The following is a 26568-nucleotide window of genomic DNA, read 5'->3' on the forward strand; positions in this document are numbered from 1 at the left end:
AAGAGATTCAAAGAGTTCTGAAGGATTTACAATATAGGTAAATTCGCCATAAGTCTGTAGTATCGAAATCTTTAAGGGGTATTACTTTGTGGGTAGGTTTGATTTTTAGGAGGTCTTATGTTCTGGAGAAGAGATTGGGAGGAAGAGATATCAGGAAGCAGAGAATCGCCTTTTTTGGAATGCCGTCATCTTCTTTTTGAAGGGGAATCGGACTATCCTATTTGTCCTTCCTGTGGCAAGCTAATAAAGGAAAATCTTCCTCAAAACAGTGTGGATCGCTCACGTCTTTTTCTGATTTATCAAAAAGTGAAGCGACTCTGGATTATGAAATGGAAACTTATCATAATCACCTTAATTGCATTTATATCTTATAGTTTTCCAATAGATTTTAGTAATTGGCTTTTGAGGAATGGAGACTATGGTTTTAGAGACTTTTTTCCGATTACACCTCATACACCGCTAGTATCTGACTTTACCCATATTGCTTATCTTCCTCTTTTTATCTTCTTTTTTACTGGAGAGCGTTCTAGGCGTTTCACTAGCTTTTCTTTGGGTTTCGTTCGTTTTCATAAAATCATCTATTCCTTACCTGTGCAGCTAGCTTTTTTCTTGGCAGTATTTGCTGGGATTAATCAAGTAATGCCAGGTGTCTACAAGGTGATTGGAGATAATTACATATCAAAGTATGATTACCTAACTTCGGATCAGCACGTCAGGGGTGTAGAACTTTTCATTTTTGTCAATATGCTCTCCATCTGGATTGTATCTGGCTTGCTGCTTATTTATCAGTTGATAGACAGGAGACGGACTTGGTGGCTCAAGGAAGCTAATGAGGCTTATCTGTCTGGTGGGTGCTAAGGTAAAGGTTTCTGCTAGGAAATACAAAAGCGCTTTCTTGCTGAAAAAGGTCTGATTTGACGAAATAGGCTAGCTTTTTAGGCGAAAATTTTGTAAAATAGAATAGATAAACGGGGACTGCCTCGGAAAATAAAAGGAGAATCCATCTAATGGTAAAATTAGTTTTTGCTCGCCACGGTGAGTCTGAATGGAACAAAGCGAACCTTTTCACTGGTTGGGCTGATGTTGACTTGTCTGAAAAAGGTACTCAGCAAGCAATCGACGCTGGTAAACTGATTAAAGAAGCTGGTATCGAGTTTGACCAAGCTTACACTTCAGTATTGAAGCGTGCGATTAAGACAACTAACCTTGCTTTGGAAGCGTCTGATCAGCTTTGGGTACCAGTTGAAAAATCATGGCGTTTGAACGAGCGTCACTATGGCGGTCTGACTGGTAAAAATAAGGCAGAAGCAGCTGAGCAATTTGGTGATGAGCAAGTGCATATCTGGCGTCGTTCATACGATGTATTGCCTCCAGCAATGCCACGTGATGATGAGTACTCAGCACACACTGACCGTCGTTACGCTTCACTTGACGACTCAGTTATTCCAGATGCTGAAAACTTGAAAGTGACTTTGGAACGTGCTCTTCCATTCTGGGAAGACAAGATTGCTCCAGCTTTGAAAGATGGCAAAAATGTCTTTGTAGGTGCACACGGTAACTCTATCCGTGCCCTTGTGAAGCACATCAAACAACTGTCTGACGATGAAATCATGGACGTGGAAATTCCAAACTTCCCACCATTGGTATTCGAATTCGACGAAAAATTGAACGTAGTAAAAGAATACTACCTTGGAAAATAAGCTTAAAGGAATCTGAGATTATTCTCAGGTTCTTTGCTTTTCCAGAGAGGAAGGACAAGGATTGCTGGAAGCCTAGCCGGCAAGTCTTTTCTGTTCCGAGGTTTAGCGGATTTCCTCTTAACTCGTCCACATTTTCAGATTTTCTATCAGTTTTGAGACATTCATCGAGCTGGATTTATGGTAAAATAAAGGTCAGAACTTTTACTAGAATGAGAGAGAAGATGGCAAGGAAGAAGAGAAAATTTGACAGTCATTCCATCACCAGAAGGCTTTATCTGCTGTTTGGAATCGTGATGTTTTTGTTTTTAGCCTTGATTGCCCGTCTGGGCTATATGCAGGTGGTCAATCAGGACTTTTATACGGATAAGTTGGCCAAGGCCAGTAAGACCAAGATTACCACTAGCTCAGTGCGTGGGCAGATTTATGATGCTACCGGCAAACCCTTGGTGGAAAATACGACCAAGCAGGTGGTGACCTATACACGGGATAACCGGCTGACGGCTGGAGAGATTCGAGCGACAGCTCAAAAGCTCCTGACCTATGTCAGTGTCAGCGATACAGAGGTGACAGATCGCCAAGAGGTGGACTATTATTTGGCGGACAGTGCAGTCTATCAGGAAGTAGTTGAAAAGCTGCCCAAGGACAAGAAATTTGATACAGATGGCAATCGCTTGCCCGAGTCCAAAATCTATAAGGCGGCAGCTGAGAGCATTGACCCTAAGCAGCTGGGCTATACGGATGAGGAAAAAAAGGCTATTGTTCTCTTTAGTCAGATGAATGCAATTTCCAACTTTGCGACGGGAACCATCCAGACAGATCCGCTGACAACAGAGCAGGTGGCTGTACTAGCTTCCAGCAGCAAGGAACTGCCAGGTATCAGTGTCTCAACGGGCTGGGACCGTAAGGTCTTGGATACCTCGCTGGCTTCTATCGTGGGTAATATCTCGACAGAAAAGACTGGGTTACCAGCTGAGGAAGTGGATGATTACCTGAAAAAAGGCTACTCTCTCAATGACCGGGTGGGGACCTCCTATTTGGAAAAGCAGTATGAGTCAGTCCTGCAAGGCAAGCGAGCTGAGAAGGAGATTCATCTGGACAAAAATGGTAATATGGAGAGTGTGGAAAATATCTCTGACGGCAGTAAGGGAGACAATCTCAAGCTGACGGTGGACTTGAGCTTCCAGCAGGGAGTGGAGGACATTCTCAAAAATGCCTTTAATGCAGAGTTGGCTAGTGGCAATGCGACTTACTCTGAGGGTGTCTATGCTGTAGCTATGGATCCAAATACTGGCGCCGTCTTGGCTATGGCAGGCATCCGTCATGATTTGGAAACGGGAGAAAACTCTGTCGATGCTCTGGGAACCATGACCAATGTCTTTGTTCCGGGATCTGTGGTCAAGGCTGCAACATTGACCTCGGGCTGGGAGAATAATGCCATTAGCGGCAACCAAGTCCTGACAGACCAACCGATTAGCTTTGGCGGTACGGACAGTATCACTTCTTGGTTTACCCAGTATGGTTCACGTGCCATCACAGCCCAAGAAGCCTTGGAATACTCTTCCAATACCTATATGGTGCAGGTAGCGCTGAAGATGATGGGGACGCCTTACTCAGCGGATATGAAGCTGGATTTTGATGAGCTGGATCCGTCCATGAAAAAGCTGCGGTCGACCTTTGCAGAGTATGGTCTGGGAACTTCAACAGGGATTGACCTACCAAATGAGTCCACAGGCTATCTTCCAGACAAGTTTACCTTTGCCAACTATCTGACCAATTCTTTTGGCCAGTTTGACAACTATACAACGCTTCAGCTGGCTCAGTATGCCTCAACAGTAGCTAATAACGGCAAGCGTGTGGCTCCGCATATCGTTGAAGGCATTTACGGTAACAGTGACCAAGGAGGACTCGGTGATTTGGTGCAGAAAATTGACACCAAGGAGCTGAACCAGGTTAATATCTCTGACGAGGATATGAGCATTATCAAGCAAGGCTTCTATCAAGTGGTTCATGGCAGCAGTGGCTTTACGACTGGTCGAACCATTTCCCAGGGAGAGATCGTGCCAATCAGTGCCAAGACTGGTACGGCTGAGACCTTTGTGGACAAGGGCAAGAAAGAAGCCATCAATACCAATGTCGTGTCCTATGCACCAAGTGAGAAACCGCAGATTGCGGTGGCGGTGGTGTTCCCTCACAATACGGACCTATCTTCTACTGTCAGCCACAGTATCACTCGTGATATTATCAATCTATACAATCAACAACACCCTATGAATTAGTGCTCAATGAAAATCATCAGCAAACATAGAAAGCTAATGCAGTCAGTGCTCAAATAGAGCAATCTGGTTTGAGGAGATTTTTTGAGAATAGAGAAAGGATTTTATGCTTTACCCAACCCCTATTGCCAAGCTGATTGACAGTTTCTCTAAGCTGCCCGGCATTGGCATCAAAACAGCCACTCGACTGGCTTTTTACACTATTGGCATGAGCGATGACGATGTTAATGAATTTGCCAAGAATCTACTGGCTGCTAAGCGTGAGCTGAGCTACTGCTCTGTCTGTGGCAACCTGACGGACGAAGACCCTTGTGCAATCTGTCAAGACCAGTCGCGCGATCAATCAACTATTTTGATTGTTGAGGACAGCCGGGATGTGTCAGCCATGGAAAATATCCAGGAATACCACGGACTTTATCATGTCCTGCATGGCTTGATTTCGCCTATGAACGGCGTTGGACCGGACGATATCAATCTCAAAAGCCTGATTACTCGTCTGATGGATAGTGAGGTGACAGAGGTTATCGTTGCGACTAATGCGACTGCGGATGGCGAAGCGACTTCCATGTATATCTCACGTGTCCTGAAACCTGCTGGGATTAAGGTGACTCGCCTAGCGCGTGGTTTGGCGGTTGGCTCCGACATTGAGTATGCGGATGAGGTCACGCTGATTCGCGCTATCGAAAATCGGACGGAATTATAAACATAAAGGATTTTTCTGGCTCTAGCTGGCTAGAAGAGTCCTTTTTTCTGTTCAAAAATGCTGGGAATTGTGATATACTAAAACGGACTGATACAGAAGCTCCTGCTTAGAAGAATCGACTAGCTAGGTAGATGCAAAACCAAGCTTTTGAACTTGATTCTTCTCGGGCTGGCAGCTTTTGTAAATCGTACTATTTTTAGAAAATGATAGGAAAAATCATGGCAAAACAAAGATTGATTTTATTGTATGGCGGACGCAGTGCAGAGCGGGAAGTTTCGGTTTTATCAGCTGAGAGCGTCATGCGGGCTGTCAATTATGATAGATTCTCGGTGAAGACTTACTTCATCACCAAGGATGGAGATTTTATCCAAACTCAGGAATTTGAAGCAAAGCCAGCTGCTGATGAGAAACTGATGACAAATGCCACAGTGGATATGTCTCGGAAGATTAAGCCTAGCGATATTTACGAAGATGGAGCAGTGGTCTTTCCAGTTCTGCATGGTCCCATGGGCGAAGATGGTTCTATTCAAGGCTTCCTAGAAGTACTCAAAATGCCTTATGTCGGCTGTAATATTTTATCCTCTAGCCTGGCCATGGATAAAATCACGACCAAGCGAGTGCTGGAATCGGCAGGCATTGCCCAAGTGCCTTATGTGGCGCTAGTTGATGGCGAGGATCTAGAGCAAAAAATCCAGGAAATCGAGGAGAAATTGACCTATCCAGTCTTCACCAAGCCCTCCAATATGGGCTCCAGTGTCGGCATTTCTAAATCTGAAAACCAAGCAGAACTGCGTGCTTCTCTGGACCTGGCTTTCAAATACGACAGCCGGGTACTGGTTGAGCAAGGTGTAACAGCTCGTGAGATTGAGGTTGGACTTCTAGGCAATGTTGACGTCAAGAGTACCCTGCCTGGAGAAGTGGTCAAGGACGTGGCTTTCTATGACTACGAAGCCAAATACATTGATAATAAAATTACCATGGATATTCCGGCCAAGATTCCAGAAGAAGTGGTGAGTCTGATGCGTCAAAATGCAGAGGCCGCTTTCCGAGCTCTAGGTGGTCTGGGGCTGTCCCGCTGTGATTTCTTCTATACAGAAGATGGTCAGGTTTTCCTTAATGAGCTCAATACCATGCCAGGTTTTACCCAGTGGTCTATGTATCCATTGCTTTGGGAAAATATGGGGCTGGCCTATCCTGACTTGATTGAGAAACTAGTTGGCCTAGCTGAAGAGGCATTTGCTAAGAGAGAAGCGCATCTTCTCTAAAATATGATATAATAGAGGGGCTGAAAATTTTCGGTCCTTTCTTTTTGCGAGCAAACCGAAAAACGAGGAAGAAGTATGAAATTAGATTTATATGAAATAGCAGAAGTCCTGTCTGCGAAAAATGATGTGACTCAGTTTGAAAATGTTGCGCTTAGAAATGCTGAGTTTGACAGCCGCTTGATTGAGCCGGGTGGCCTTTTTGTGCCTCTTAAGGGAGCGCGTGATGGCCACGACTTTATCCCAACAGCCGTTGCTCAGGGAGCTGCTGCCACCCTATCTGAGCGTCCAGTGGCAGAGGGAGCTTATATCTTGGTCGATGATGTCCTGACGGCCTTTCAGCGCTTGGCCCAGTATTATCTGGAAAAGATGCAGGTGGATGTGCTGGCGGTGACAGGCTCCAACGGTAAAACGACGACTAAGGATATGCTGGCTCAGCTACTAGCAACCACTTACAAGACCTATAAGACCCAGGGCAATTACAATAACGAAATCGGTCTGCCTTATACGGTTCTTCACATGCCTGAAGACACAGAGAAACTTGTCTTAGAAATGGGGCAGGACCACTTGGGCGATATCCATCTCTTGTCTGAACTGGCCAAACCTAAGACAGGCATTGTAACTCTGGTCGGAGAAGCCCATCTAGAATTTTTCGGAAGCCGAACTGAAATTGCCCAAGGCAAGATGCAGATTGCGGATGGTCTAAGAGAAAATGGTCTCTTGATTGTTCCGGCAGATAAGATTGTCAATGAATTTCTGCCAGCAGACTGCAAACTGGTTCGCTTTGGTCCTGATGCGGATATCTTCCTGACGCGTCTGGAAGAGCGCAAGGACAGCTTGAGCTTTGACTGCAACTTTTTAGAGCATAGGATTGATCTGCCTGTGACCGGTAAGTACAATGCGACCAATGCCATGATTGCAGCCTATGCGGCTCTGCAGGAGGGTGTATCTGAGGCGGCTATTGCTCAAGCCTTTTCTGAGCTGGAGCTGACCCGCAATCGAACGGAGTGGAAGAAAGCTGGTAATGGCGCAGATATCCTATCGGATGTCTATAATGCCAATCCAACAGCCATGCGCTTGATTCTGGAGACTTTCTCGACCATTCCGGCCAATCCAGGCGGACGAAAATTGGCAGTGCTGGCGGATATGAAAGAGCTGGGAGCGGACTCTAAGTCCATGCATGGCTCGATGATTACCAGTCTCAATCCAGAAATTGTGACCGACCTTTTCCTTTATGGACAAGACATGGAAGCCCTCTATGACTATGCCAAGGAAATCTACCCGCCAGGCAAGGTTCATTACTTTATCAAAAATGACGAGAAAGACCAGTTTGAACAACTAACTAAAGCTGTCAGAGAGAAGCTGACTCCTGCCGACCAAATTCTTCTCAAAGGCAGCAATTCCATGAATCTGGCTAAGCTGGTAGAGGACTTGGAAGATGGAAACTAAAGAAACTGCAAAAACCATTCAACGTCTCCTTTCTATTACAGAGACAGGACTGGCATTTAGTCGTGATGAATTTGATCGAGAACGTTACTTAGAACTCCGTCAGCTTTTGGGACACCTCCTGGCTGATTGGTCAGATTTGGATGGGAAAGAATTGGCAGAGCTGTTGCGCCCAACGGATTTTTATGCCACTCCTTTGATTGATGTCCGAGCTGTACTGGTTCGAGACGGAAAAGTCTGTTTAGTCAAGGGTAAAAATGAGAAAACTTGGGCTTTACCAGGCGGCTTTTGTGAAGTCGGCCTATCTCCTAAGGAAAATATCGTCAAGGAAGTCCAAGAAGAAACGGGATTTAATGTTTCAGTTTCGCGTCTGCTTGCAATTTTTGATACTAATAAATTTCAATTTCAGAGTAAGCAATATGCTAAACTGGTCTTCGAGTGTCAGATAGAGGATGGAGATTTTCAGCCTAATACAGAAATAGAAGAGTTAGCTTTCTTTGATATCCAATCTCTACCAGAATTATCTTCTAAGCGGACGACAAAAGAACAGTTGGAAATCCTTTGGGAGATTTATCAAGGAGGCAGAGAACAGTATTTGGATTAGTTAAGTAAGTTTCTGGGATGCTTTTTGTCTGAAAAAGCTAGAAATTATTGCAACAACAGGCAAACTCAGCCTTGTTCAAACCTTATATTAGAATGGGAGCCTAGGAGATGGGAATAAGAGATATGTTTACAACCTATAAAACCGAACCGCCTCAACTAGGACTTTGGTATTTTGTTCTTTTGGGGCTGGTCTTTGCGATTATCTGGCTTTCCTATCGCTACTACAATCGGAAGCCTTACCAGCAGCTATTTGTCGGGATGCAAGCTTGTCAGCTGATAAGCCTCTATTCTTGGTATATGCTGACTGCTGCCCCGCTGTCTGAGAGTCTGCCTTTTTATCATTGCAGAATGGCTATGTTTGCCTTGATGTTTCTGCCTAATCGCTCAGTTTATAAATTTTATTTTGCACTTTTGGGGACTTTTGGCTCGATTGTAGCCTTTATCTATCCGATTTTTGATCCCTATCCTTTTCCCCATATCACTATTTTGTCCTTTATCATCGGCCATCTGGCGCTCTTGGGAAATTGTTTGATTTATCTTTTCAGATATTATCATACTTTCTCTATGAGCTGGCAGCGAGTGGTGTGGACGACCTTTATGATGAATGCTTTTTTGCTTGTTATCAATATGTTGACAAAGGGTTCTTATGGATTTCTCACTGATCCGCCGCTTGTTGGCAATCACGGACTCCTGCTCAATTATCTGCTTGTCTCAATCGTCTTAAGTGCAGCAGTCTGCTTGGTTTCTGACATTTTTAAGCGCGTGGAGCAGACCAAGACAGTCACCCTAACCTAATCATCTAACGGAGGATTTATGAAAGATTTTTTAACTACGACAAAAACGGTGGCACCGCCTATCTCGATTTTTTGGTATGCTGTGATGATTGCTTTGGTTTTGCTGTCTATTTGGAGCTCACTCAAATACCATGATAATCCGCGTTTTGTCAAGGCTTTTAAGTGGATTCAGATTGCTCAACTGCTGATGCTTTATAGCTGGTATTTTGGTTTTCGAATTCCCTTTTCCAATAGTCTGCCCTTCTATCATTGCCGCTTGGCTATGTTTGCGGTGGTCTTTCTGCCAGACAAATGGCGCAGCAAGCAGTATTTTGCTCTTTTAGGAGCTAGCGGAGCGGTATTTGCCTTGGGCTATCCAGTTTTTGACCCCTATGATTTCCCGCATATTACCAGCTTTTCTTTCCTGATTGGCCACTATGCCCTCTTGGTTAATTCCTTGATTTATCTGATGAATCACTACGACAAGACCCTGCTCAAGAAATACATGATTGTAGCTTACACCTTTGGACTCAACCTTTTCCTAGTCGGCGTTAATCAAGTGACCGGAGGAAATTACGGTCTGCTAAAAAGTCCGCCTTTCATCCCTGATGCCCCCCTATGGATAAAGTACCTTCTTGTGTCAGTCATCCTTTCTCTGGCTCTGGTTCTCTTTGATATATTGTTTAAGAAACGGTGGAAAAAGCAGTTAAGTTTGGTCCGCAGTTAATTCATCTCAAGTTTACAAGTCCTGTCAAGTTAATGTGGCAGGAATTTTTTTAAATTAGGAAGCCTTATCACGCCCTGCTTTGCTTCTAGTAACAAACGGACTATTTGTCTATCAACTCTTTAAGCTGGTCGAGCTAGACGCTTCTATTAGCAGAATGAAACATCCCAAATTTTGGGCTTTCTTAACAACTGGCGGATGGCTTGATCCTCTATCTCTTGAAACGGAATAAGGTCATTTTTTCCATGACAACTGAAGAGAAAGAAGAACTGGAAACCAGAGAATTGCCTGCTCCATTTACTGGATTTGAACTCAATCGTTGCAATTTGTGCCATTGTCAGGGTTTTAAGGAAATTTCATTGACTTAGGAGAATAGAATCGCTCGAAAGGGCGATTTTTATCTTCTTTAGATAATTGAAAAAAAGCGCTAAATCCGCTATAATAGGTAGGTTGAAAGGTTGGAATACTCCGATGTAAAATAAAAAACAAATACTAAGATTCGCCATTATCCTAAATGAAAGAAAGAGAAGAAAATGACTTTACAAGAAGAAATTAAGAAACGCCGGACCTTTGCCATTATCTCCCACCCGGACGCAGGGAAGACGACCATCACGGAGCAGTTGCTCTACTTCGGAGGCGAGATTCGTGAAGCTGGGACAGTCAAGGGGAAAAAGACAGGTAATTTTGCCAAGTCTGACTGGATGGATATTGAGAAGCAGCGGGGGATTTCGGTGACTTCCTCTGTCATGCAGTTTGACTACGATGGTAAGCGGGTCAATATCCTGGATACGCCAGGACACGAGGACTTCTCAGAAGATACTTATCGGACTTTGATGGCGGTGGATGCTGCGGTCATGGTTATTGACTCGGCCAAGGGTATTGAGGCTCAGACCAAGAAATTGTTTGAGGTTGTCAAGCATCGGAATATCCCAGTCTTCACTTTTATGAACAAGCTGGATCGTGACGGTCGCGAGCCCTTGGACTTGTTGGAAGAACTGGAAGAGATTTTGGGTATTGCCAGCTATCCGATGAATTGGCCGATTGGGATGGGGAAGAGCTTTGAGGGTCTTTATGACCTCTACAATGAGCGGCTGGAGCTTTATAAGGGTGAGGAGCGCTTTGCAACTCTGGCAGAAGGCGATCAACTGTTTGCTTCTAACCCTTTCTATGAGCAAGTTAAGGAAGACATTGAGCTCTTGAGCGAAGCTGGGAATGAATTCTCAGAAGAAGCGATTTTGGCTGGCAAGCTAACACCTGTTTTCTTCGGCTCAGCCCTGACCAACTTTGGCGTCCAGACTTTCCTGGAAACCTTCCTTAAGTTTGCTCCGGAACCGCATGGCCATAAGAAGACAGATGGCGAGGTAGTCGAACCACTCAGCCCAGACTTTTCAGGTTTTGTCTTTAAAATTCAGGCTAATATGGACCCGCGCCACCGCGACCGTATCGCCTTTGTTCGTATTGTTTCTGGAGAGTTTGAACGCGGTATGAGTGTCAATTTGCCTCGCACTGGCAAGTCTGCCAAGCTATCTAATGTTACCCAGTTTATGGCCGAAAGTCGGGAAAATGTGACCAATGCTGTAGCTGGTGATATTATCGGGGTTTATGATACGGGGACTTATCAGGTCGGTGACACCCTGACTGTAGGCAAGAATAAGTTTGAATTTGAGCCTCTGCCAACCTTTACTCCAGAGATCTTTATGAAAGTTTCAGCTAAGAATGTCATGAAACAAAAATCCTTCCATAAGGGGATTGAGCAGCTGGTGCAAGAGGGAGCCATCCAGCTTTATACCAACTACCAGACGGGCGAGTACATGCTGGGCGCTGTCGGTCAGCTCCAGTTTGAGGTCTTCAAGCACCGCATGGAAAATGAATACAACGCTGAAGTAGTCATGAATCCTATGGGTAAAAAGACTGTCCGCTGGATTTCACCAGATGATTTGGACGAGCGTATGTCTTCTAGCCGGAATATTTTAGCCAAAGACCGCTTTGATCAGCCAGTCTTCCTCTTTGAAAACGACTTTGCCCTGCGCTGGTTCGCGGACAAGTATCCAGATGTCAAACTGGAAGAGAAGATGTAACGTACTAAGATTGCTTGGCTACATAGTAGTCTAAGCAATCTACGCCATGTCCTATGGGACCATGGCTAAGTACCTTACTAACTGCGTTTGGCAAATAAAATCGATTTGCCAAACTCCGTGTCGTAGTGAATGGGATTGTTATGATTGTATAACAAACTAAAGTTACTAAGGCCGAGTTCAGTTGGCCCCTTGCTAGCCACTTGACTAATCTCGTCAGGCGAGGTAGTTAATTTGATTGGTTTTGTGCTTCGACATTGCATATTTACTTGCAGGAAGAGTTTATGAAGTTGGGTGCTAGTTTATTAGAGAATCATTCTACCTCATAGAAAGGAGCTCCATGTTTCTGGAAAGAAAACTAAAAGATCAGTCTGTCTGGATCAACATTGACTCAGATAGTTTCAAAAAGAACGCCCGGATTTATCAGGATTATGAAATTGATAAAGAGACCATCGAGTATGCGCTGGATAAGAATGAGCGGGCTCACATGGACTACAATCGTGAGAATGGAACTGTTGTCTTTATCTACAATGTCCTTAATCTAGCGACAGATAAGGAACATTATGAGACGATTCCCATGACCTTTGTGGTGCAACAGAGACGGCTCATTACGATCAGCAACCAGGACAATGCCTATGTTGTGGATATGATGAAGGCTTATACTGAGCGCCATGAGCCAGTATCGGTCTATAAGTTTCTCTTTGCTAGTCTAGAGTTGATCTCCAATTCTTACTATCCAGTTGTTGAGCGGATGGACAAGCGCAAGGATGAGATTAATGCTCTTCTGCGTCAGACCACTACCAAAAAGCATCTTTTTGCCCTGTCCGACTTGGAAACTTCTATGGTCTATCTAGTTGCTGCAGCTAAGCAGAATCGTATGCTCCTAGAGCATATCAAAAGTCATGGAATTTACCGACGTTTTGATGAATTAGAAACCGAGCAGTTTGAGGATGCTATGATTGAGGCTCGTCAGCTCGTCTCTATGACCGATCTGATTGCTCAAGTTCTCAGCCAGCTCTCTGGCTCCTACAATAATATCCTGAACAACAATCTGAATGACAATTTGACGGTCTTGACCATTATTTCGGTCCTTTTGGCAGTACTCGCAGTTATCACGGGTTTCTTTGGTATGAATGTTCCTCTGCCCTTGTCTAATGATAAAAATGCCTGGATTTATATTGTTGTCATTAGTCTAATCATCTGGGGACTTCTGACCAAGCTTCTTAAATGGTTAGCCAATAAGAAGTAAACATTTGAAATTATTTTTCCTATAACAAGCACCGAGAATGGTGCTTGTTTTTTCGTGCTTGGAAAAATAATTATTAGTACAGTTTGCCTGTATTTAAAAAACTGTTATTATGTGTTAGAAAATATAACATAAAAATTATAATTCTTATTGCATAAAATTTCATAATAAAGTATAATATAAAACAATTTAAAATAAGTGAGGGGTAGAAATATGGCAGAATACCTAAACGATTTAAATTACAAAGGTAAAATATACCAATACATAGACCTTTGGAAAGCCTCAGCTCTACTAGGAGGGGATATAGAAAGACTTCCTTATTCTATACGAATATTATTAGAAAGTGTTCTTCGTAAGGAAGATGGTATTGATGTAATAAAAGATAACATTGGTTCTTTGGTGCATTATCAAGCTAAATCACCAAGCGGAGAAGTTCCTTTTAAGCCTAGTCGAGTTATTCTCCAGGATTTTACGGGTGTTCCTGTCGTAGTGGATTTGGCTAGTATGCGCGATGCGATTGTCAAGCAGGGAGGTCAGGCCGATCAGATTAATCCAGAGATTCCGGTTGATTTAGTTATTGACCACAGTGTTCAAGTGGACTTTTATGGCTGTGATACAGCTCTAGAGGCCAATATGACCCAAGAGTTTGTCCGCAATAATGAGCGCTACGAATTTCTCAAGTGGGCAGAAAAATCATTTGATAATTACCGTGCGGTTCCCCCTGCTACTGGGATTATCCATCAGGTCAATATCGAGTTTCTCAGTGATGTCATCATTGAGAAGGATGGCCAACTCTATCCGGACAGTATGTTTGGGACGGACAGTCATACGACCATGATTAATGGTATCGGTGTTCTGGGCTGGGGAGTCGGTGGGATTGAGGCTGAAGCTGCCATGCTAGGTGAGGCTTCATATTTCCCAGTTCCTGAGGTGATTGGTGTTCGTCTTTTGGGAAGGCTACCTAAGATTGCGACAGCGACAGATTTGGCTTTAAAGGTCACGCAAATCTTGCGGCAGGAAAATGTTGTTGGCAAATTTGTCGAGTTCTTTGGACCTGGCTTGTCTAATCTAAGCCTAGCTGATCGGGCAACAGTGGCTAATATGGCGCCGGAATACGGAGCTACCTGTGGTTATTTTCCGATAGATGAGGAAACGCTTAATTACATGCGTCTGACCAATCGGTCAGAAGATCATATCGAGCTGACCCGTCTCTATGCTCAAAAAAATCACCTCTTCTATGATGAAAAGGTTGAGCCGAACTATACCAAGGTAGTCGAAATTGATTTGTCCAGCATTGTGCCGAGCATCTCAGGACCCAAGCGTCCCCAAGATTTGATTGAATTGACAGCTGCTAAAGAAGAATTTCAAGCTAGTCTAGTCAGAGAAGCGGGGGTCCGAGGCTTTGGTCTAGATGAGAGCGAGCTGGAAAAGTCAGCAGTGGTTCAATTTTCTGATTATGAGGAGACGATTAAGACAGGCCATGTGGCTATCGCAGCCATTACTAGCTGTACCAATACATCCAATCCCTATGTGCTGATGGCGGCAGGGCTTTTGGCCAAGAAAGCAGTAGAAAAAGGCTTACGCGTTTCAAAGACTGTCAAGACTTCTTTGGCTCCGGGCAGCAAGGTGGTCACAGGCTATCTCAAGAAGAGTGGTCTACAAACTTATCTGGATCAGCTTGGTTTCAATGTTGTCGGCTATGGCTGCACTACTTGTATTGGAAATTCAGGCAATCTCCGAGCAGAAGTGGCTCAGGCGATTACAGATACTGACTTGCTGGCTAGTGCTGTTCTTTCAGGCAATCGGAATTTTGAAGGACGGATCAATCCACTGGTCAAGGCTAATTTCCTAGCTAGTCCGCCCTTGGTAGTTGCCTATGCTCTGGCTGGAAATACCAATATTGATCTGACCAGTGAGCCGTTGGGTTATGATCAAAAGGGGCAGCCTGTCTATTTGATGGATTTGATGCCGGAGCACGACTTGGTTGCTGATTATGTTCAAAAATATGTGACGCGCCAGCTTTTTGAAAAAGAATATGCTCATGTGTTTGACGACAATGAAAAATGGAATCAGATTCCGACAGCCTCTTCTCAAAATTATCAGTGGAATCAGGCTTCTACCTATATCCAAAATCCACCTTATTTTGATGGTTTAGCTGATGATTTAGTCATTCAGCCACTGAAAAATCTTGCAGTGCTGGCAAAATTTGGGGATACGGTGACGACAGACCATATCTCCCCAGCAGGAAATATTGCCAGAAACAGCCCAGCAGCTTCCTATTTGATGGAGCATGGAGTGGATTACCAAGAGTTTAATTCCTATGGCAGCCGTCGGGGCAATCATGAGGTCATGATGCGGGGGACTTTTGCCAATATTCGGATTAAAAATGAATTGGCGGATGGGAAAATTGGTGGTTACACAGATTATAAAGGAGAGTTGCTATCCATTTATGAAGCGGCCATGCGCTACAAGGAAGAGCAAATTGACACCATTGTCCTAGCTGGCAAAGACTACGGTATGGGGTCCAGCCGTGATTGGGCAGCCAAGGGGGCTAATCTTTTGGGTGTCAAGGTGGTGTTGGCAGAGAGTTTTGAGCGTATCCACCGGTCCAATCTGGTCATGATGGGGATTCTTCCTTTGCAGTATCTAGAGGGAGAAAATGCGGATAGTCTGGGCTTAACAGGCAAGGAGACTTTCGACATCAATCTGCCACAGAACCCGCGAGTTGGGCAGTTAGTTGACGTGGTAGCGCGGAAAGGTGCTGAAAAAATAGCTTTTCAAGCTCGACTGCGTTTTGATGCAGAGGCGGATATCCGTTACTATGAAAACGGAGGAATTTTGCCCATGGTCGTTAGAAAGAAATTAGAGGAGGTGTGAGCATGAGTCAGACGGACGGTTTGAAAGATACCATTGCCTGTGATACTCGGATTAGCCAGATTGTGGATGATTCTTTGTCTTATGCAGGCTACAATATTTCTGAATTGGTAGAGCACCACGCGAGTTTTGAAGAGGTGATTTATCTGCTCTGGCATTTGCATTTGCCGACTCAAATTGAGCTCAAGCATTTTGAAGAAGATCTGCGAACTAATTATGCCATTAGCGATGCGGTGGAGCAGTGCATCCTTATCCAGTCCCGTAAGCACCTTCATCCCATGAGCGTCTTGCGCTCAACGGTCAGTCTTTTGGGTGTTTATAATGTCCATGCTGAGGAAGCTTCTCTAGAAGCGACCTATGAGCAGAGCATCCAGCTTATGGCAAAGATGCCGACTATTATTGCGGCTTTTGCCAGACTGAGGTCGGGTCAGACTCCGGTAGAGCCGCGGGAGGATTTGGGCTTTGCGGCTAATTTCCTCTATATGCTCAAGGGAGAAGAGGCTAGTGAGCTTGAAGTCAAAGCCTTTAACTGTGCCTTGGTGCTCCATGCCGATCATGAACTCAATGCTTCAACTTTTGCGGCTCGTGTATGTGCCTCAACCTTGACTGATATTTATTCTTGCGTGACAGCAGCTGTTGGAGCGCTCAAGGGCTCCCTTCATGGTGGCGCTAATGAATGTGTCTTTGATATGCTGAAAGAGATCAGAGAGGAAGGGGATTGCCAAGCCTACTTAGACCGCAAGCTGGCTTCTCACGAGAAAATTATGGGCTTTGGTCACCGGGTTTACAAGACCCAAGATCCGCGTGAAAAATACCTGCGTCAAATGGCTAAGGATTTGACACAGGGGACCAAGGATGAGGTTTGGTATCAGCTTTCAGTGGAAATTGAAGCCTATATGAAGCATACCAAGCATCTGATACCGAATGTCGATTTTTATTCGGCTACGGTTTACCATGTGTTGGGCATTGACAGCAGTATCTACACCCTGATTTTTGCCATGAGTCGGGTGGCTGGCTGGATTGCTCATATTCAGGAACAGCGCAAGAACAATAAACTGATTCGGCCACGTTCTAACTATATTGGTGCTCAAGGTTTGGAGTATCTTCCCATTGGAAGGAGATAAAATGGCAGATAAGATTTTGTTTGAGAAAGGGCGGTTGCAGGTGCCGGATGCTCCGATTATTCCTTACATCCAAGGTGATGGGATTGGGGGTGATATCTGGAGGAATGCCCGGCTGGTCTTTGATAAGGCAGTGGAAAAGGCTTATGGAAGTCAGAGAAAGGTTTTTTGGAAGGAAGTTTTGGCTGGGAAAAAAGCAGCAGACCAGACAGGTGACTGGCTGCCGGACGAAACGTTGGCAACGATTAAGGATTGTCTGGTAGCTATAAAGGGCCCGCTAGAAACCCCAATCGGAGAAGGGATTCGTTCCTTGAATGTGGCCCTGAGACAGGAATTGGACCTTTACGCCTGTCTGCGGCCGGTTCGTTATTTCAAGGGAGTTCCCAGTCCGCTCAAGCACCCAGAGAAGACAGATATCACGATTTTTCGGGAAAATACAGAAGACATCTATGCAGGGATTGAGTGGGAGAGTGGAACGGCTGAAGTCCAAAAAGTTATCGATTTCCTGCAGGAGGATATGCAGGTTGACAAGATTCGCTTCCCAGAAAGCTCTGCTATTGGGATTAAGCCTATCTCTAAGCAGGGCAGTGAGCGGCTGATACGGGCAGCTATTGACTATGCGCTAGCCAAAGGACTAAGGCGTGTCACTCTGGTTCACAAGGGCAATATCCAGAAATTTACAGAGGGCGGTTTTCGGAAATGGGGCTATGAACTAGCTCAAAGAGAGTATGTGGACGAGCTGGCTTCTGGAAAACTAATCATCCAGGATGTCATTGCGGATAATTTTCTGCAACAGATTTTGCTCTATCCAGAAAAATTCGACGTTGTTGCTTTGACCAATCTAAATGGTGACTATGCCAGCGATGCCTTGGCTGCTCAGGTGGGCGGGATTGGTATCGCTCCAGGGGCCAATATCAATTACGAGACTGGTCATGCTATTTTTGAAGCTACTCACGGGACGGCGCCAGATATAGCAGGTCAAAACAGGGCTAATCCTTGTTCTCTTCTCTTATCGGGAGCCATGCTCTTTGATTACATTGGTTGGTCGGAGGTCTCTCATCTCCTGACTAAGGCCGTTGAGAAAGCTCTCTTTGAGCAAAAAGTGACAGGGGATTTTGCCAGTCAGCTGGAAGGAGTAGCAGCTTTGACCACTAGTCAATTTGCTGAGGAGCTGGTAGCTAATATAGAAAAGTGTCAATAATGAAAAAATGATGAAGAATCTGCCTATCTAGACAGTCTCTTCATCACTTTTTTTGTCTTTTTCGATATTCCAGTCCCCAGCCGATGATCCAGCAAAAGACTAGCAGATAATTTTCAATCCAGCCCAGTAGATTCGCTTGATTCGCCTTTTCCAGATAGCCTAGCAGATGGTTGGTGCCAAAGCCCAGCCCACCCAGAATCAGTGCTAGCAAAGTCATACGTAGATAGAACCAATCATACTTTATGTTGGCGGCAATGACTAAAGGAAGAATAGCCAGATTCCAGAAACCAATTTCCCGCTGCCAGTAGGGAGCTAGACCATAGATGGACTCATTGCCCAAGAGCTGGGGCTGGAAAATCTGGATCATAGCCGCGCCCATCATAGCTAAGAATAGTAAAATGAAAGTCACTCGTAAAAATTTATTCATACTTGTCTCCTTTCTTCTTTGTAGATTATAATGTTTTTGAAAATGATTTTCAAATTTTCATTTTTTACAAAAGAAATCTCTAATAAAATATTTTACAGTCAAGTCCTATCTTTTTAACCTTATTTATGGTATACTGGGTAGGTTGCAAAACTTACAGTTTTTCTATTCAGTGGGAACTAGCGACCGAGTCGGCGCTTTTTTAGTGCCTGGACTTGAGAGACCATATTTATGAAGAGAAGAGCGAATACTCTCAGAAAATCGAGATTTAGCAAGAGAAAAGCACTTGGTATGTTTCGATAGTTGAGTATCAAAAGCCTTATAAGGTGGCTTCGCACCGCCTTTAGAAAGAAGAAGAACATTGAAATTTAATGAATTACATTTATCTGCTGAATTACTAGCAGAAATTGAAAAAGCTGGCTTTGTAGAAGCAAGCCCTATTCAAGAGCAGACAATTCCACTTGCTATGGCAGGTAAGGATGTCATTGGTCAGGCCCAGACTGGGACAGGAAAGACAGCAGCCTTTGGCTTCCCAACTTTGGAGAAGATTGATACAGATAATCCTGCTGTGCAGGCTTTGATTATCGCTCCAACCCGTGAATTGGCTGTGCAGAGTCAGGAAGAGCTTTTCCGTTTTGGCCGCAGCAAGGGGGTCAAGGTGCGTTCTGTCTACGGTGGCTCCAGCATCGAAAAGCAAATCAAGGCCCTCAAGTCTGGTGCTCATATCGTCGTAGGAACACCTGGCCGTCTCTTGGATTTGATCAAACGCAAGGCGCTTAAGCTGAATCAGATTGAAACCTTAATCTTGGACGAAGCGGATGAAATGCTTAACATGGGCTTTTTGGAAGATATTGAGTCTATCATTTCACGTGTGCCAGAAGAGCGTCAGACCTTGCTCTTTTCAGCGACCATGCCGGATGCTATCAAGCGCATCGGTGTTAAGTTCATGAAGGAGCCTGAGCATGTCAAGATTGCTGCTAAAGAGCTGACAACGGAGCTGGTGGATCAGTATTATATCCGTGTCAAGGAAAATGAAAAATTTGATACTATGACCCGCCTGATGGACGTGGAGCAGCCAGAGCTGTCTATCGTCTTTGGCCGGACCAAGCGCCGGGTGGATGAGCTGACTCGTGGCCTGAAAATCCGCGGTTTCCGAGCAGAGGGTATCCATGGTGATTTGGACCAAGGCAAGCGCCTTCGCGTTCTACGCGACTTTAAAAACGGCAATCTGGATGTCTTGGTGGCGACAGATGTGGCAGCGCGTGGATTGGACATTTCTGGTGTAACCCATGTCTACAACTACGACATTCCGCAGGATCCAGAAAGCTATGTTCACCGGATTGGTCGGACTGGTCGCGCTGGTAAGTCAGGTCAGTCTATTACTTTCGTAGCGCCAAATGAAATGGGCTATCTGCAGATCATCGAAAATCTGACCAAGAAGCGTATGAAAGGCCTCAAGCCAGCGACTGCAGAGGAAGCTTTCCAAGCTAAGAAAAAAGTTGCTCTTAAGAAGATTGAACGCGATTTTGCGGATGAAAACATCCATTCTAACTTTGAGAAATTTGGCAAGGATGCCCGCAAGCTAGCAGCAGAATTCAGTCCGGAAGAGCTGGCTATGTATATCCTCAGCTTGACGGTGCAGGATCCAGATGCTCTTCCTGAAGTAGAAATTGCCCGTGAAAAACCATTGCCATTTAAACCGTCTGGCGGTGGCTTTGGCGGAAAAGGCAAGGGCAGTCGTGGCGGAAATAGCAACCGTCGCAGCAATGACAACCGCCGTGACCGAGGTGGCCGTCGCGATCAATTTAAGAAAGGTCGCAAAGACGAGCGTTTTGACAAAGAAAATCGCTACCGCAAGGACCACAAGAAGCCACGCAATACTTCTAGCGAAAAGAAAACCGGCTTTGTTATCCGTAACAAGGGTGATAAATAAAGCGGGGTGTTAACTGGAGTTGACGACAATTTTAGCGTCGAGAGAGAATGCAAGTTCTCTCTTTTTTTGTTTGTTCGATGAGTCTGGTTACCGTCTGTCCCACAGAAATATAAGTATGAGCCAATGTAGTTTCCTTAATCATGCTGATTGAAGCAGTCCTGTTTTTCAAAGTAAATAATAATCGCCTTATTTTTGCTATAGAACAGGATTCAAAGTATTTCAACTAATTTCGATATCAAAATTCAACATATCAGTCAATTAAAATAAAAAAATTCACAAATCTTTGTTTATATGCTGGAACTGTTGTATAATAAGGTGAAGGTGAGTCTGTAAGAAATTCAGGAGCAAAAGGAGAATGTAAAATGAAAGAAAGTAGACATAGAATCATTCTGCAAGAACTGGATCAAACAGGTGTGGTTGCTGTGAAAAACCTCAAAGAAATGCTGGGCGTTACGGATATGACTATCCGTCGAGATTTGATTGACTTGGAGAAGCAGGGCATGCTGACCCGAGTTCATGGCGGAGCCCATAAGAAGGTCAAAAATGCTCTCAATGAGATTTCCCACTCAGAAAAGCAAATGCTGAATGTTGAGGAGAAGAAGCAGATTGCCCGTAAATGTGCGGATTTGATTGCTGACGGGGATACGGTCTTTATTGGGTCAGGCACCACAACGGATTTTATAGGAGATTATTTGGATGGCAAAAATATCAGCATTGTCACCAATTCGCTGCCAATTTTTGAAAAGTTAAAAGAAAGGTCCAATTTAGATTTAATTCTGATTGGAGGACGTTATCGTGCTAAGACTCAAACCTTTGTCGGTCAGTTTGCCAATAATCTTTTGAAAGAAATCAAGGTTTCCAAGGCCTTTATCGGGGCGAATGGCATTGACGGTCATAATGTTACCACCAGTAATGAAGAGGAAGGCAACGGCGACGCGATTATCCTTAACAATGCCATCAGCAAATATATTGTAGCCGATAACAGCAAGTTTGACAGCTATTCTTTCTATTCTTTTTACCGGCTGGACAACCTCAGTGCAGTTGTGACGGACGACAATATCGCTCCGAAAGTTAAGGAAAAATACAGCACTTATGTTGAAATTTTGTGATGTCTGACCGATGAGAGAAACTTAGTTTAAATGAATAATTTATAGAGGCTGTGACTGGGATTTTGTTTAGAAATTCTAGTCGCAGCTTTTTTATCTCTTGATCTCATTTTGTAAACAACAGTCTTGACTTTGCTGCGGAATTCCTTATATAATAAAATGTATTATTAAATTTTAGGAGGTCTTATGACAATCAATATAGTGATTTTTGTGGCTGTGTCGCTTTTTCGTTTGGTGTTTTTGAGGAAATCCTCTCAGAATGAGCAGGATATTCTGGCCAAGGGTGGCATAGAGTACGGGGTGAAAAACTCAACTATCATGAAGTACCTGCACATGCTTTTTTATGCGGTTTGCTTTCTGGAATTGCTGCTGAAAAAGCCAGCTTTTGACTTTGTGAGTCTATTGGGGGCTGTCTTGTTGCTCTTTTCTATGTTTATGCTCTACCTTGTTGCTAAGCTCTTGGGACCAGTTTGGACCATCAAGCTTATGCTGGTTAAGGATCATAAGTTTGTCGACCACTGGCTCTTTCGCAATGTCAAACACCCTAATTATTTCCTGAATGTTGTACCAGAATTGGTGGGCTTGGCACTGCTCAGTCATGCTTACTTTGCTCTTTTCATTCTCTTCCCGCTCTACTGTATCACCCTCTATGTCCGTATCAAGGAAGAGGAGCAGCTGCTCAAGGAAGTCATCATTCCAAATGGAATTGCTGGTGAATAAAATTAATAAAATGCATATCGACTGCAAAATAAAGGCTAGGACCTTTATGTCCTAGCCTTTTCTTGCATGAATTTTCGTATTTCATCAGCCATTTGCTGGGGTTGGTTCGCTTCAAAAAGTAAAGTATTTTCTTCAGGCTGGTGGGCAGTTTGGCTGAAAGCCAAAACTGGCTTCCCCTTGCTGATAGCCCTTTGAACAATTTGGTCGACCTCTCCCCAGTGATTGATATCCAAGTAAATATCCGCCCTATCAAGCAAATCTTCTATAAAGTCATCCTGGTGAATATTGGTGTAGAGGTTGATATTGGGATAGTCCTTAAAGCTGGCCAAGTAAGGAGAAATACTGGTCTTAGCAGCTATGTGAAATTCCAAGTCTGGCAGATTTTCTGCTAAATAGGCCAGCTGTTCCAAGGTATCAGAAGCTGTCAGCGTAAAGGCATGGAAATTGCCCTGTGGACGCTCCTTGATGATAAGCTCTTCCTTGCTCATAGCGATAGAGTTGCTGGGAATATCCTGGAAAATCAAGCTGTTGGCTCCGATGATGACATTATCGCCAATGGTCACACCTTTGAGAATCACAGTATTAGCCCCAATCCAGCAGTTTGCTCCAATCTTAACCGGCGCAACAGTAAAATCAATCTTTTCAATATGGTAATTAGAATACTGATGATTATGGTCAAAAATGCGGACCCCATCGCCAAACATGGTGTCCTTGCCGATTTCGATAGAGTGCTGACATCGGACAGTGCAGTGGTCATTGAAGAAAACTCGGTTTCCTAGTTTGAGTTGTGCGCCACTGGCTACACTGAGGCTGGTAAAGGATTGGAAGACGACATCTTGACCGATATCAAGCTGGCTATCTGGGGAAATTTCTATATGATGAAAGTCGCCTTTAAACTGGATTTCAGGCATTTTGAGTCCTTTCTTTGATGTAAGCCAGTTTGGCTTGTCTAGTTTTCTTTTTAAAGAGTGCTTCAGCCGACATGGCAGCCGGCTTGCTAGGGTGTTCCTCTTGGTAAAGTAAGGAGACTGGCAGCCGAGCGCGGGTGTACTTGGCTCCTTTGCCAGCTTGATGCTTTTTGAGTCGGGCTTGAACATCCGTTGTGTAGCCCGTGTAGAGGGATCCGTCCCCGCATTCAAGTACGTACATATAGGCTTTATTTTCCATAGTAAATCTCGTGAATCTCCGGAGTGTAGCTGCCGTCCTGATTGTGAATAAAGAGAGGGGGCAGGATTTTTAGACCGTCGCGGGAACCATCTTTAATAGCTTCAATGAGCAGCATATTGGCCTCTTTACCCAATTTTGGATAGACAAACTGGATGCGCTTGGGAGCCAGGTTGTGGGCTTGCATGGTGTCTAAAATATCTAAAAAGCGTTCTGGTCGATGAACCATAGCTAGCCGACCGTTGGATTTGAGGACTCGCTGAGCAATCTTGCAAATTTCTTCCAGATTTGTTGAGATTTCATGGCGGGCTAAAAGGTAGTGCTGGCTTTCGTTTAGATTTGATTGCTTATCAACCTTGAAATATGGAGGATTGCAGAGAATCATGTCAACCTTGCTGCCGGTGATATAGCGTCCTAGGTTTTTCAGATCGTCCTGAATGACCTGCATTTGCTGGGTCAAATCATTGAGCTCAATGGAGCGCTCGGCCATGTCTGCCAGACGCTCCTGAATCTCGACTGCCAGAATCTTGGCCTTGGTGCGAGTGCTAGCAAAAAGTCCAACGGCGCCATTTCCAGCACAGAGATCGACAATCAACCCCCGCTGAGGCAGCTTGGGAAAGCGGGAAAGCAGCACGCTGTCTACCGAATAGCTGAAGACCTCACTATTTTGAATAATCTTGACATCCGTCGAAAAGAGCTGGTTGACGCGCTCTCCGTCTTTTAGTTTTGCTTCGTTCATAAGTCAATTATAGCATGATTTAGTAAGGATTCCAAAGGGATATGGGAAGTTTTTGCACAATCAAAAAAACATGCGAGGGCTCTCGCATGTTTCCATGAGCTTAAATGACAATTCTTTTTTAGCTAGCCCTTAATCAAATCTGTATTTCTGCTTGATGGTGCAGGCAACAAAGACAAGTCCGAAAATGACCATGAGAATCAGATAGACTGGCAAAGTTGCGGCTGTCAGCGTTGCAATTTCCAAAAGGTGCTGCAGGACAAAGGCTGATAGATAGAAGCCAAAGACAGAGAAGATAATAAGCAGGCTGCGCCAGAGGTTGAGTGGCAGACAGGCTCGGATGACTGACATGAAGCTGATGCTGCCTAGCAAGTAGTAGGTTAGGGTGGACATTTCTATGTCGCTCCAGCCATGGCTGGAGCCCCAGATACGAACAAATAGCACGCTGAAGACAATCATGATGGAGCTTGGCAGAGCCAGTTGCAGGGAGCGTTTGAGGAAGTGCTTTTCAACCGGCTTAATATTGCGCTCAAAGGTGAGGACAAAGGGCGGGAAACCTTCGACAAACTGGTCAATCAGGGTGATTTGAATCGGGATGAATGGGAAAATCAAGAGGTATTCAGATTTTCCGAGCAGGATACTGGCGATACAGATGATAGCCAGGATAAAGGAATAGATCGTCTTGATGAAGAAAATCGGAGCAATCCGGCCGATATTGTTAACGACTCGGCGGCCTTCAAAAAGAATCTCAGGGACATCGTTAAAGTCGGAGTTAAGAAGGACCAAATTGGCAATTTGCCGAGTTGCGGGGTCTCCCTCCGCCATGACGATGGAACAGTCTGCTTCACGTAAGGCCAAGATATCATTAACCCCATCTCCGGTCATGGCTGTTGTCCGACCGGCGGCCTTGAGAGTCTGGATGAGCAGTTTTTTCTGATGAGGAGAAACACGGCCGAAGATAGCTGTTTCTTCTGCTTGCTCAACCAATTCTTGATCGCTGATTTTAGAGCAGTCGATGTAGCTGTTGTAGTTGGCAAATCCAGCCTGGCTAGCAATATGGGAGACGGTCACTGGATTGTCACCAGAGATGATTTTCAGATCAACATCCTGAGAGCGTAGGTAGTCCAGTGTCTCAGCCGCTCCCTCCCGAATAGGATCAGTGATTTCCAGAACAGCTAAAGCGGTCATATCTTTAGGCAGTTGAATACTGTGTTTGTCTAGCACTTGGTCGCTGTGAGCCAGTACCAAAACCCGTGATCCGCGTTTTTGAGCCTCTCCAACCGCTGCAGGATTGCTGTCCAGCAGCATTTCGGGAGCCCCCAAAAAGATGGTTCCGACACTTGATAAATGCATTGCGCCCCATTTTCGGTCACTAGAAAATGGGATGACATTGTCGCTAGTATAGGTGTGCTCCAGGTGGCCGTATCCCTTGCGGATAGCCTGAGCTGTTGGGTTATTATCCTCGCTGGTTTGGATGTAGGCTGCTAAGATTTGACCGACGGTCTCATCAGAAAACTTATCTGACAAACTATGCAAGGCTTCAACATTCATCTTACCTTGGGTAATTGTCCCAGTCTTGTCCAAGCAGAGAGTATCTACCCGAGCCAGAGTTTCAACTGAATACATTTCCTGAACAAGCACCTTGCGCATGCCGAGCTTGATGACAGCTGTCAGAAGTGACGTGACTGTCAGCAGGGCAATTCCCTTAGGCAGCATACCCAAAAGAGCTGTCGAGCTGGTAATGACAGAGTTTTTGACAGGCAATCCCTTTATCATCAGGGCTTCAAAGAAGAGAGCCATTCCGAAAGGAATGATAATTTTTCCAGTAAAGCGGGAAATTTTCCCAAGATTGTATAGAATACGCGAGTTGATAGGCTTGAGGGTTTTAGCCTCAGTCATGAGCTTGTTGGCATAGTTGTCTGCTCCGACATGATGCACCTCAGCATAGATCTGCCCACTAGCCAGAAAGCTACCAGACAGCAGCTCAGCGCCTTCTTCCTTTAGAACCAAGTCACTCTCACCTGTCAGCATGGCTTCATTGGCCTCGGCAACACCCTCTACTACACGGGCATCACTGGGAATTTGCTCGCCGGCTGACAGCTTGATCAGATCGCCCAGCACAATTTCTTCTGGCTGAATTTTGACTTCCTGGCCGTCTCGGATGACTGTGACTAGCTCTCGGCTGACCAGATTGAGCTTGTCAATCATACGTTTGGCTCGCAGCTCTGTAATAATACCAGTAACGGCGTTAAAGCTGATGACTGCGAAAAAGACCAGATTGCTCCAAGCTTGGACAGAGACCAAGGCAACAGCAATAACAAAGTTAAGGGCATTAAAAAGGGTGAAAACATTCCGCTTAACGATTTGCCAGTTACTAGTACTGGTGTCACTTGTAAAATCGTTGGTCAAGCCCTGCGAAATCTTTTCATCTACTTGGGTTTGGTTTAAACCAATTAATTCTTTCTTGTTCATGAGAATAATGAT

The 26568-nt window shown here is 44.7% G+C and carries 22 protein-coding genes and 1 pseudogene; 17 read left to right on the top strand and 6 right to left on the bottom strand.

Features of this window, described 5'->3' with window-relative positions; genetic code table 11:
* Window positions 1–117 precede the first annotated feature (117 nt).
* The 10 genes from K1J09_RS05800 to K1J09_RS05845 all read left to right on the top strand — a co-directional run bounded on the left by K1J09_RS05800 (window position 118) and on the right by K1J09_RS05845 (window position 11562).
* Window positions 118–858 carry a hypothetical protein gene (locus tag K1J09_RS05800; protein ID WP_223323331.1) on the top strand — a complete coding sequence of 247 codons (741 nt, stop codon included), beginning with the start codon at window positions 118–120 and terminating at the stop codon, window positions 856–858.
* A 149-nt stretch (window positions 859–1007) separates the two neighbouring features.
* A complete protein-coding gene (locus K1J09_RS05805; protein WP_016466134.1) occupies window positions 1008–1700 on the top strand; it encodes a phosphoglycerate mutase in 693 nt (230 codons plus the stop codon).
* A 209-nt stretch (window positions 1701–1909) separates the two neighbouring features.
* Window positions 1910–3976 (top strand): penicillin-binding protein PBP2B, encoded by a 2067-nt coding sequence (pbp2b, locus tag K1J09_RS05810; protein ID WP_223323332.1) that lies wholly within the window; start codon window positions 1910–1912, stop codon window positions 3974–3976.
* 103 nt (window positions 3977–4079) lie between these two features.
* Window positions 4080–4676: a recombination mediator RecR gene (gene recR, locus K1J09_RS05815; protein WP_002897999.1), complete on the top strand. Its 597-nt coding sequence runs from the start codon at window positions 4080–4082 to the stop codon at window positions 4674–4676.
* A gap of 218 nt (window positions 4677–4894) precedes the next feature.
* The gene (locus K1J09_RS05820) at window positions 4895–5941 is read left to right on the top strand and encodes a D-alanine--D-alanine ligase (protein ID WP_223323333.1); all 1047 of its coding nucleotides are present in this window, start codon (window positions 4895–4897) and stop codon (window positions 5939–5941) included.
* 75 nt (window positions 5942–6016) lie between these two features.
* Window positions 6017–7387 (top strand): UDP-N-acetylmuramoyl-tripeptide--D-alanyl-D-alanine ligase, encoded by a 1371-nt coding sequence (locus K1J09_RS05825; protein ID WP_223323334.1) that lies wholly within the window; start codon window positions 6017–6019, stop codon window positions 7385–7387.
* A complete protein-coding gene (locus K1J09_RS05830) occupies window positions 7377–7988 on the top strand; it encodes an NUDIX hydrolase N-terminal domain-containing protein (protein WP_223323335.1) in 612 nt (203 codons plus the stop codon). Before K1J09_RS05825 ends, K1J09_RS05830 begins: the two co-directional genes overlap by 11 nt.
* A 107-nt stretch (window positions 7989–8095) precedes the next feature.
* On the top strand, window positions 8096–8782 hold the full coding sequence (locus K1J09_RS05835) for a YwaF family protein (RefSeq protein ID WP_223323337.1): 687 nt from the start codon (window positions 8096–8098) through the stop codon (window positions 8780–8782).
* Between the two features lie 18 nt (window positions 8783–8800).
* Complete coding sequence (locus K1J09_RS05840; protein WP_223323339.1) at window positions 8801–9487, top strand: YwaF family protein; 687 nt, start codon at window positions 8801–8803, stop codon at window positions 9485–9487.
* A gap of 530 nt (window positions 9488–10017) precedes the next feature.
* Window positions 10018–11562: a peptide chain release factor 3 gene (locus K1J09_RS05845; RefSeq protein ID WP_004187794.1), complete on the top strand. Its 1545-nt coding sequence runs from the start codon at window positions 10018–10020 to the stop codon at window positions 11560–11562.
* A gap of 77 nt (window positions 11563–11639) precedes the next feature.
* Here K1J09_RS05845 and K1J09_RS05850 read toward each other — a convergent pair whose 3' ends face one another.
* Window positions 11640–11822: a dehydrogenase gene (locus K1J09_RS05850; protein ID WP_223323340.1), complete on the bottom strand. Its 183-nt coding sequence runs from the start codon at window positions 11820–11822 to the stop codon at window positions 11640–11642.
* A gap of 77 nt (window positions 11823–11899) precedes the next feature.
* Here K1J09_RS05850 and K1J09_RS05855 point away from each other — a divergent pair, with 77 nt between their 5' ends.
* The 4 genes from K1J09_RS05855 (at window position 11900) to icd (ending at window position 18001) form a co-directional block, all read left to right on the top strand.
* On the top strand, window positions 11900–12808 hold the full coding sequence (locus K1J09_RS05855; RefSeq protein ID WP_011836670.1) for a magnesium transporter CorA family protein: 909 nt from the start codon (window positions 11900–11902) through the stop codon (window positions 12806–12808).
* A 210-nt stretch (window positions 12809–13018) separates the two neighbouring features.
* Window positions 13019–15682, top strand: coding sequence for an aconitate hydratase AcnA (gene acnA, locus K1J09_RS05860; RefSeq protein WP_223323342.1), 2664 nt, complete (start codon window positions 13019–13021; stop codon window positions 15680–15682).
* A 2-nt stretch (window positions 15683–15684) separates the two neighbouring features.
* Window positions 15685–16803: a citrate synthase gene (locus tag K1J09_RS05865; RefSeq protein WP_223323344.1), complete on the top strand. Its 1119-nt coding sequence runs from the start codon at window positions 15685–15687 to the stop codon at window positions 16801–16803.
* On the top strand, window positions 16790–18001 hold the full coding sequence (gene icd / locus K1J09_RS05870; RefSeq protein ID WP_223323345.1) for an NADP-dependent isocitrate dehydrogenase: 1212 nt from the start codon (window positions 16790–16792) through the stop codon (window positions 17999–18001). Before K1J09_RS05865 ends, icd begins: the two co-directional genes overlap by 14 nt.
* 27 nt (window positions 18002–18028) lie before the next feature.
* Here the strand turns inward: icd and K1J09_RS05875 are convergent.
* A pseudogene (locus K1J09_RS05875) lies at window positions 18029–18428 on the bottom strand (hypothetical protein).
* A gap of 358 nt (window positions 18429–18786) precedes the next feature.
* On the opposite strand from K1J09_RS05875, the gene K1J09_RS05880 reads away from it, so the two are divergent.
* The 3 genes from K1J09_RS05880 (at window position 18787) to K1J09_RS05890 (ending at window position 22184) form a co-directional block, all read left to right on the top strand.
* On the top strand, window positions 18787–20358 hold the full coding sequence (locus tag K1J09_RS05880; RefSeq protein ID WP_002897984.1) for a DEAD/DEAH box helicase: 1572 nt from the start codon (window positions 18787–18789) through the stop codon (window positions 20356–20358).
* A 362-nt stretch (window positions 20359–20720) separates the two neighbouring features.
* Entirely contained in the window at window positions 20721–21467 is a 747-nt protein-coding gene (locus K1J09_RS05885) for a DeoR/GlpR family DNA-binding transcription regulator (RefSeq protein WP_002904081.1), read from the top strand.
* 183 nt (window positions 21468–21650) lie between these two features.
* On the top strand, window positions 21651–22184 hold the full coding sequence (locus K1J09_RS05890; protein ID WP_002904082.1) for an isoprenylcysteine carboxyl methyltransferase family protein: 534 nt from the start codon (window positions 21651–21653) through the stop codon (window positions 22182–22184).
* 44 nt (window positions 22185–22228) lie between these two features.
* Here the strand turns inward: K1J09_RS05890 and K1J09_RS05895 are convergent, their stop codons facing one another.
* From K1J09_RS05895 to K1J09_RS05910, 4 genes are all read right to left on the bottom strand, one after another.
* The gene (locus K1J09_RS05895) at window positions 22229–23095 is read right to left on the bottom strand and encodes a DapH/DapD/GlmU-related protein (protein WP_223323347.1); all 867 of its coding nucleotides are present in this window, start codon (window positions 23093–23095) and stop codon (window positions 22229–22231) included.
* Complete coding sequence (locus K1J09_RS05900; protein ID WP_223313254.1) at window positions 23088–23351, bottom strand: GIY-YIG nuclease family protein; 264 nt, start codon at window positions 23349–23351, stop codon at window positions 23088–23090. Before K1J09_RS05900 ends, K1J09_RS05895 begins: the two co-directional genes overlap by 8 nt.
* Window positions 23341–24087 (bottom strand): tRNA1(Val) (adenine(37)-N6)-methyltransferase, encoded by a 747-nt coding sequence (locus tag K1J09_RS05905; RefSeq protein ID WP_002912006.1) that lies wholly within the window; start codon window positions 24085–24087, stop codon window positions 23341–23343. Before K1J09_RS05905 ends, K1J09_RS05900 begins: the two co-directional genes overlap by 11 nt.
* A gap of 129 nt (window positions 24088–24216) precedes the next feature.
* On the bottom strand, window positions 24217–26556 hold the full coding sequence (locus K1J09_RS05910; RefSeq protein WP_223323349.1) for a cation-translocating P-type ATPase: 2340 nt from the start codon (window positions 26554–26556) through the stop codon (window positions 24217–24219).
* Window positions 26557–26568: the final 12 nt, after the last annotated feature.

This window comes from Streptococcus sanguinis (assembly GCF_019928825.1).
In the GTDB taxonomy this organism is placed as follows: Bacteria; Bacillota; Bacilli; order Lactobacillales; family Streptococcaceae; genus Streptococcus; species Streptococcus sanguinis_L.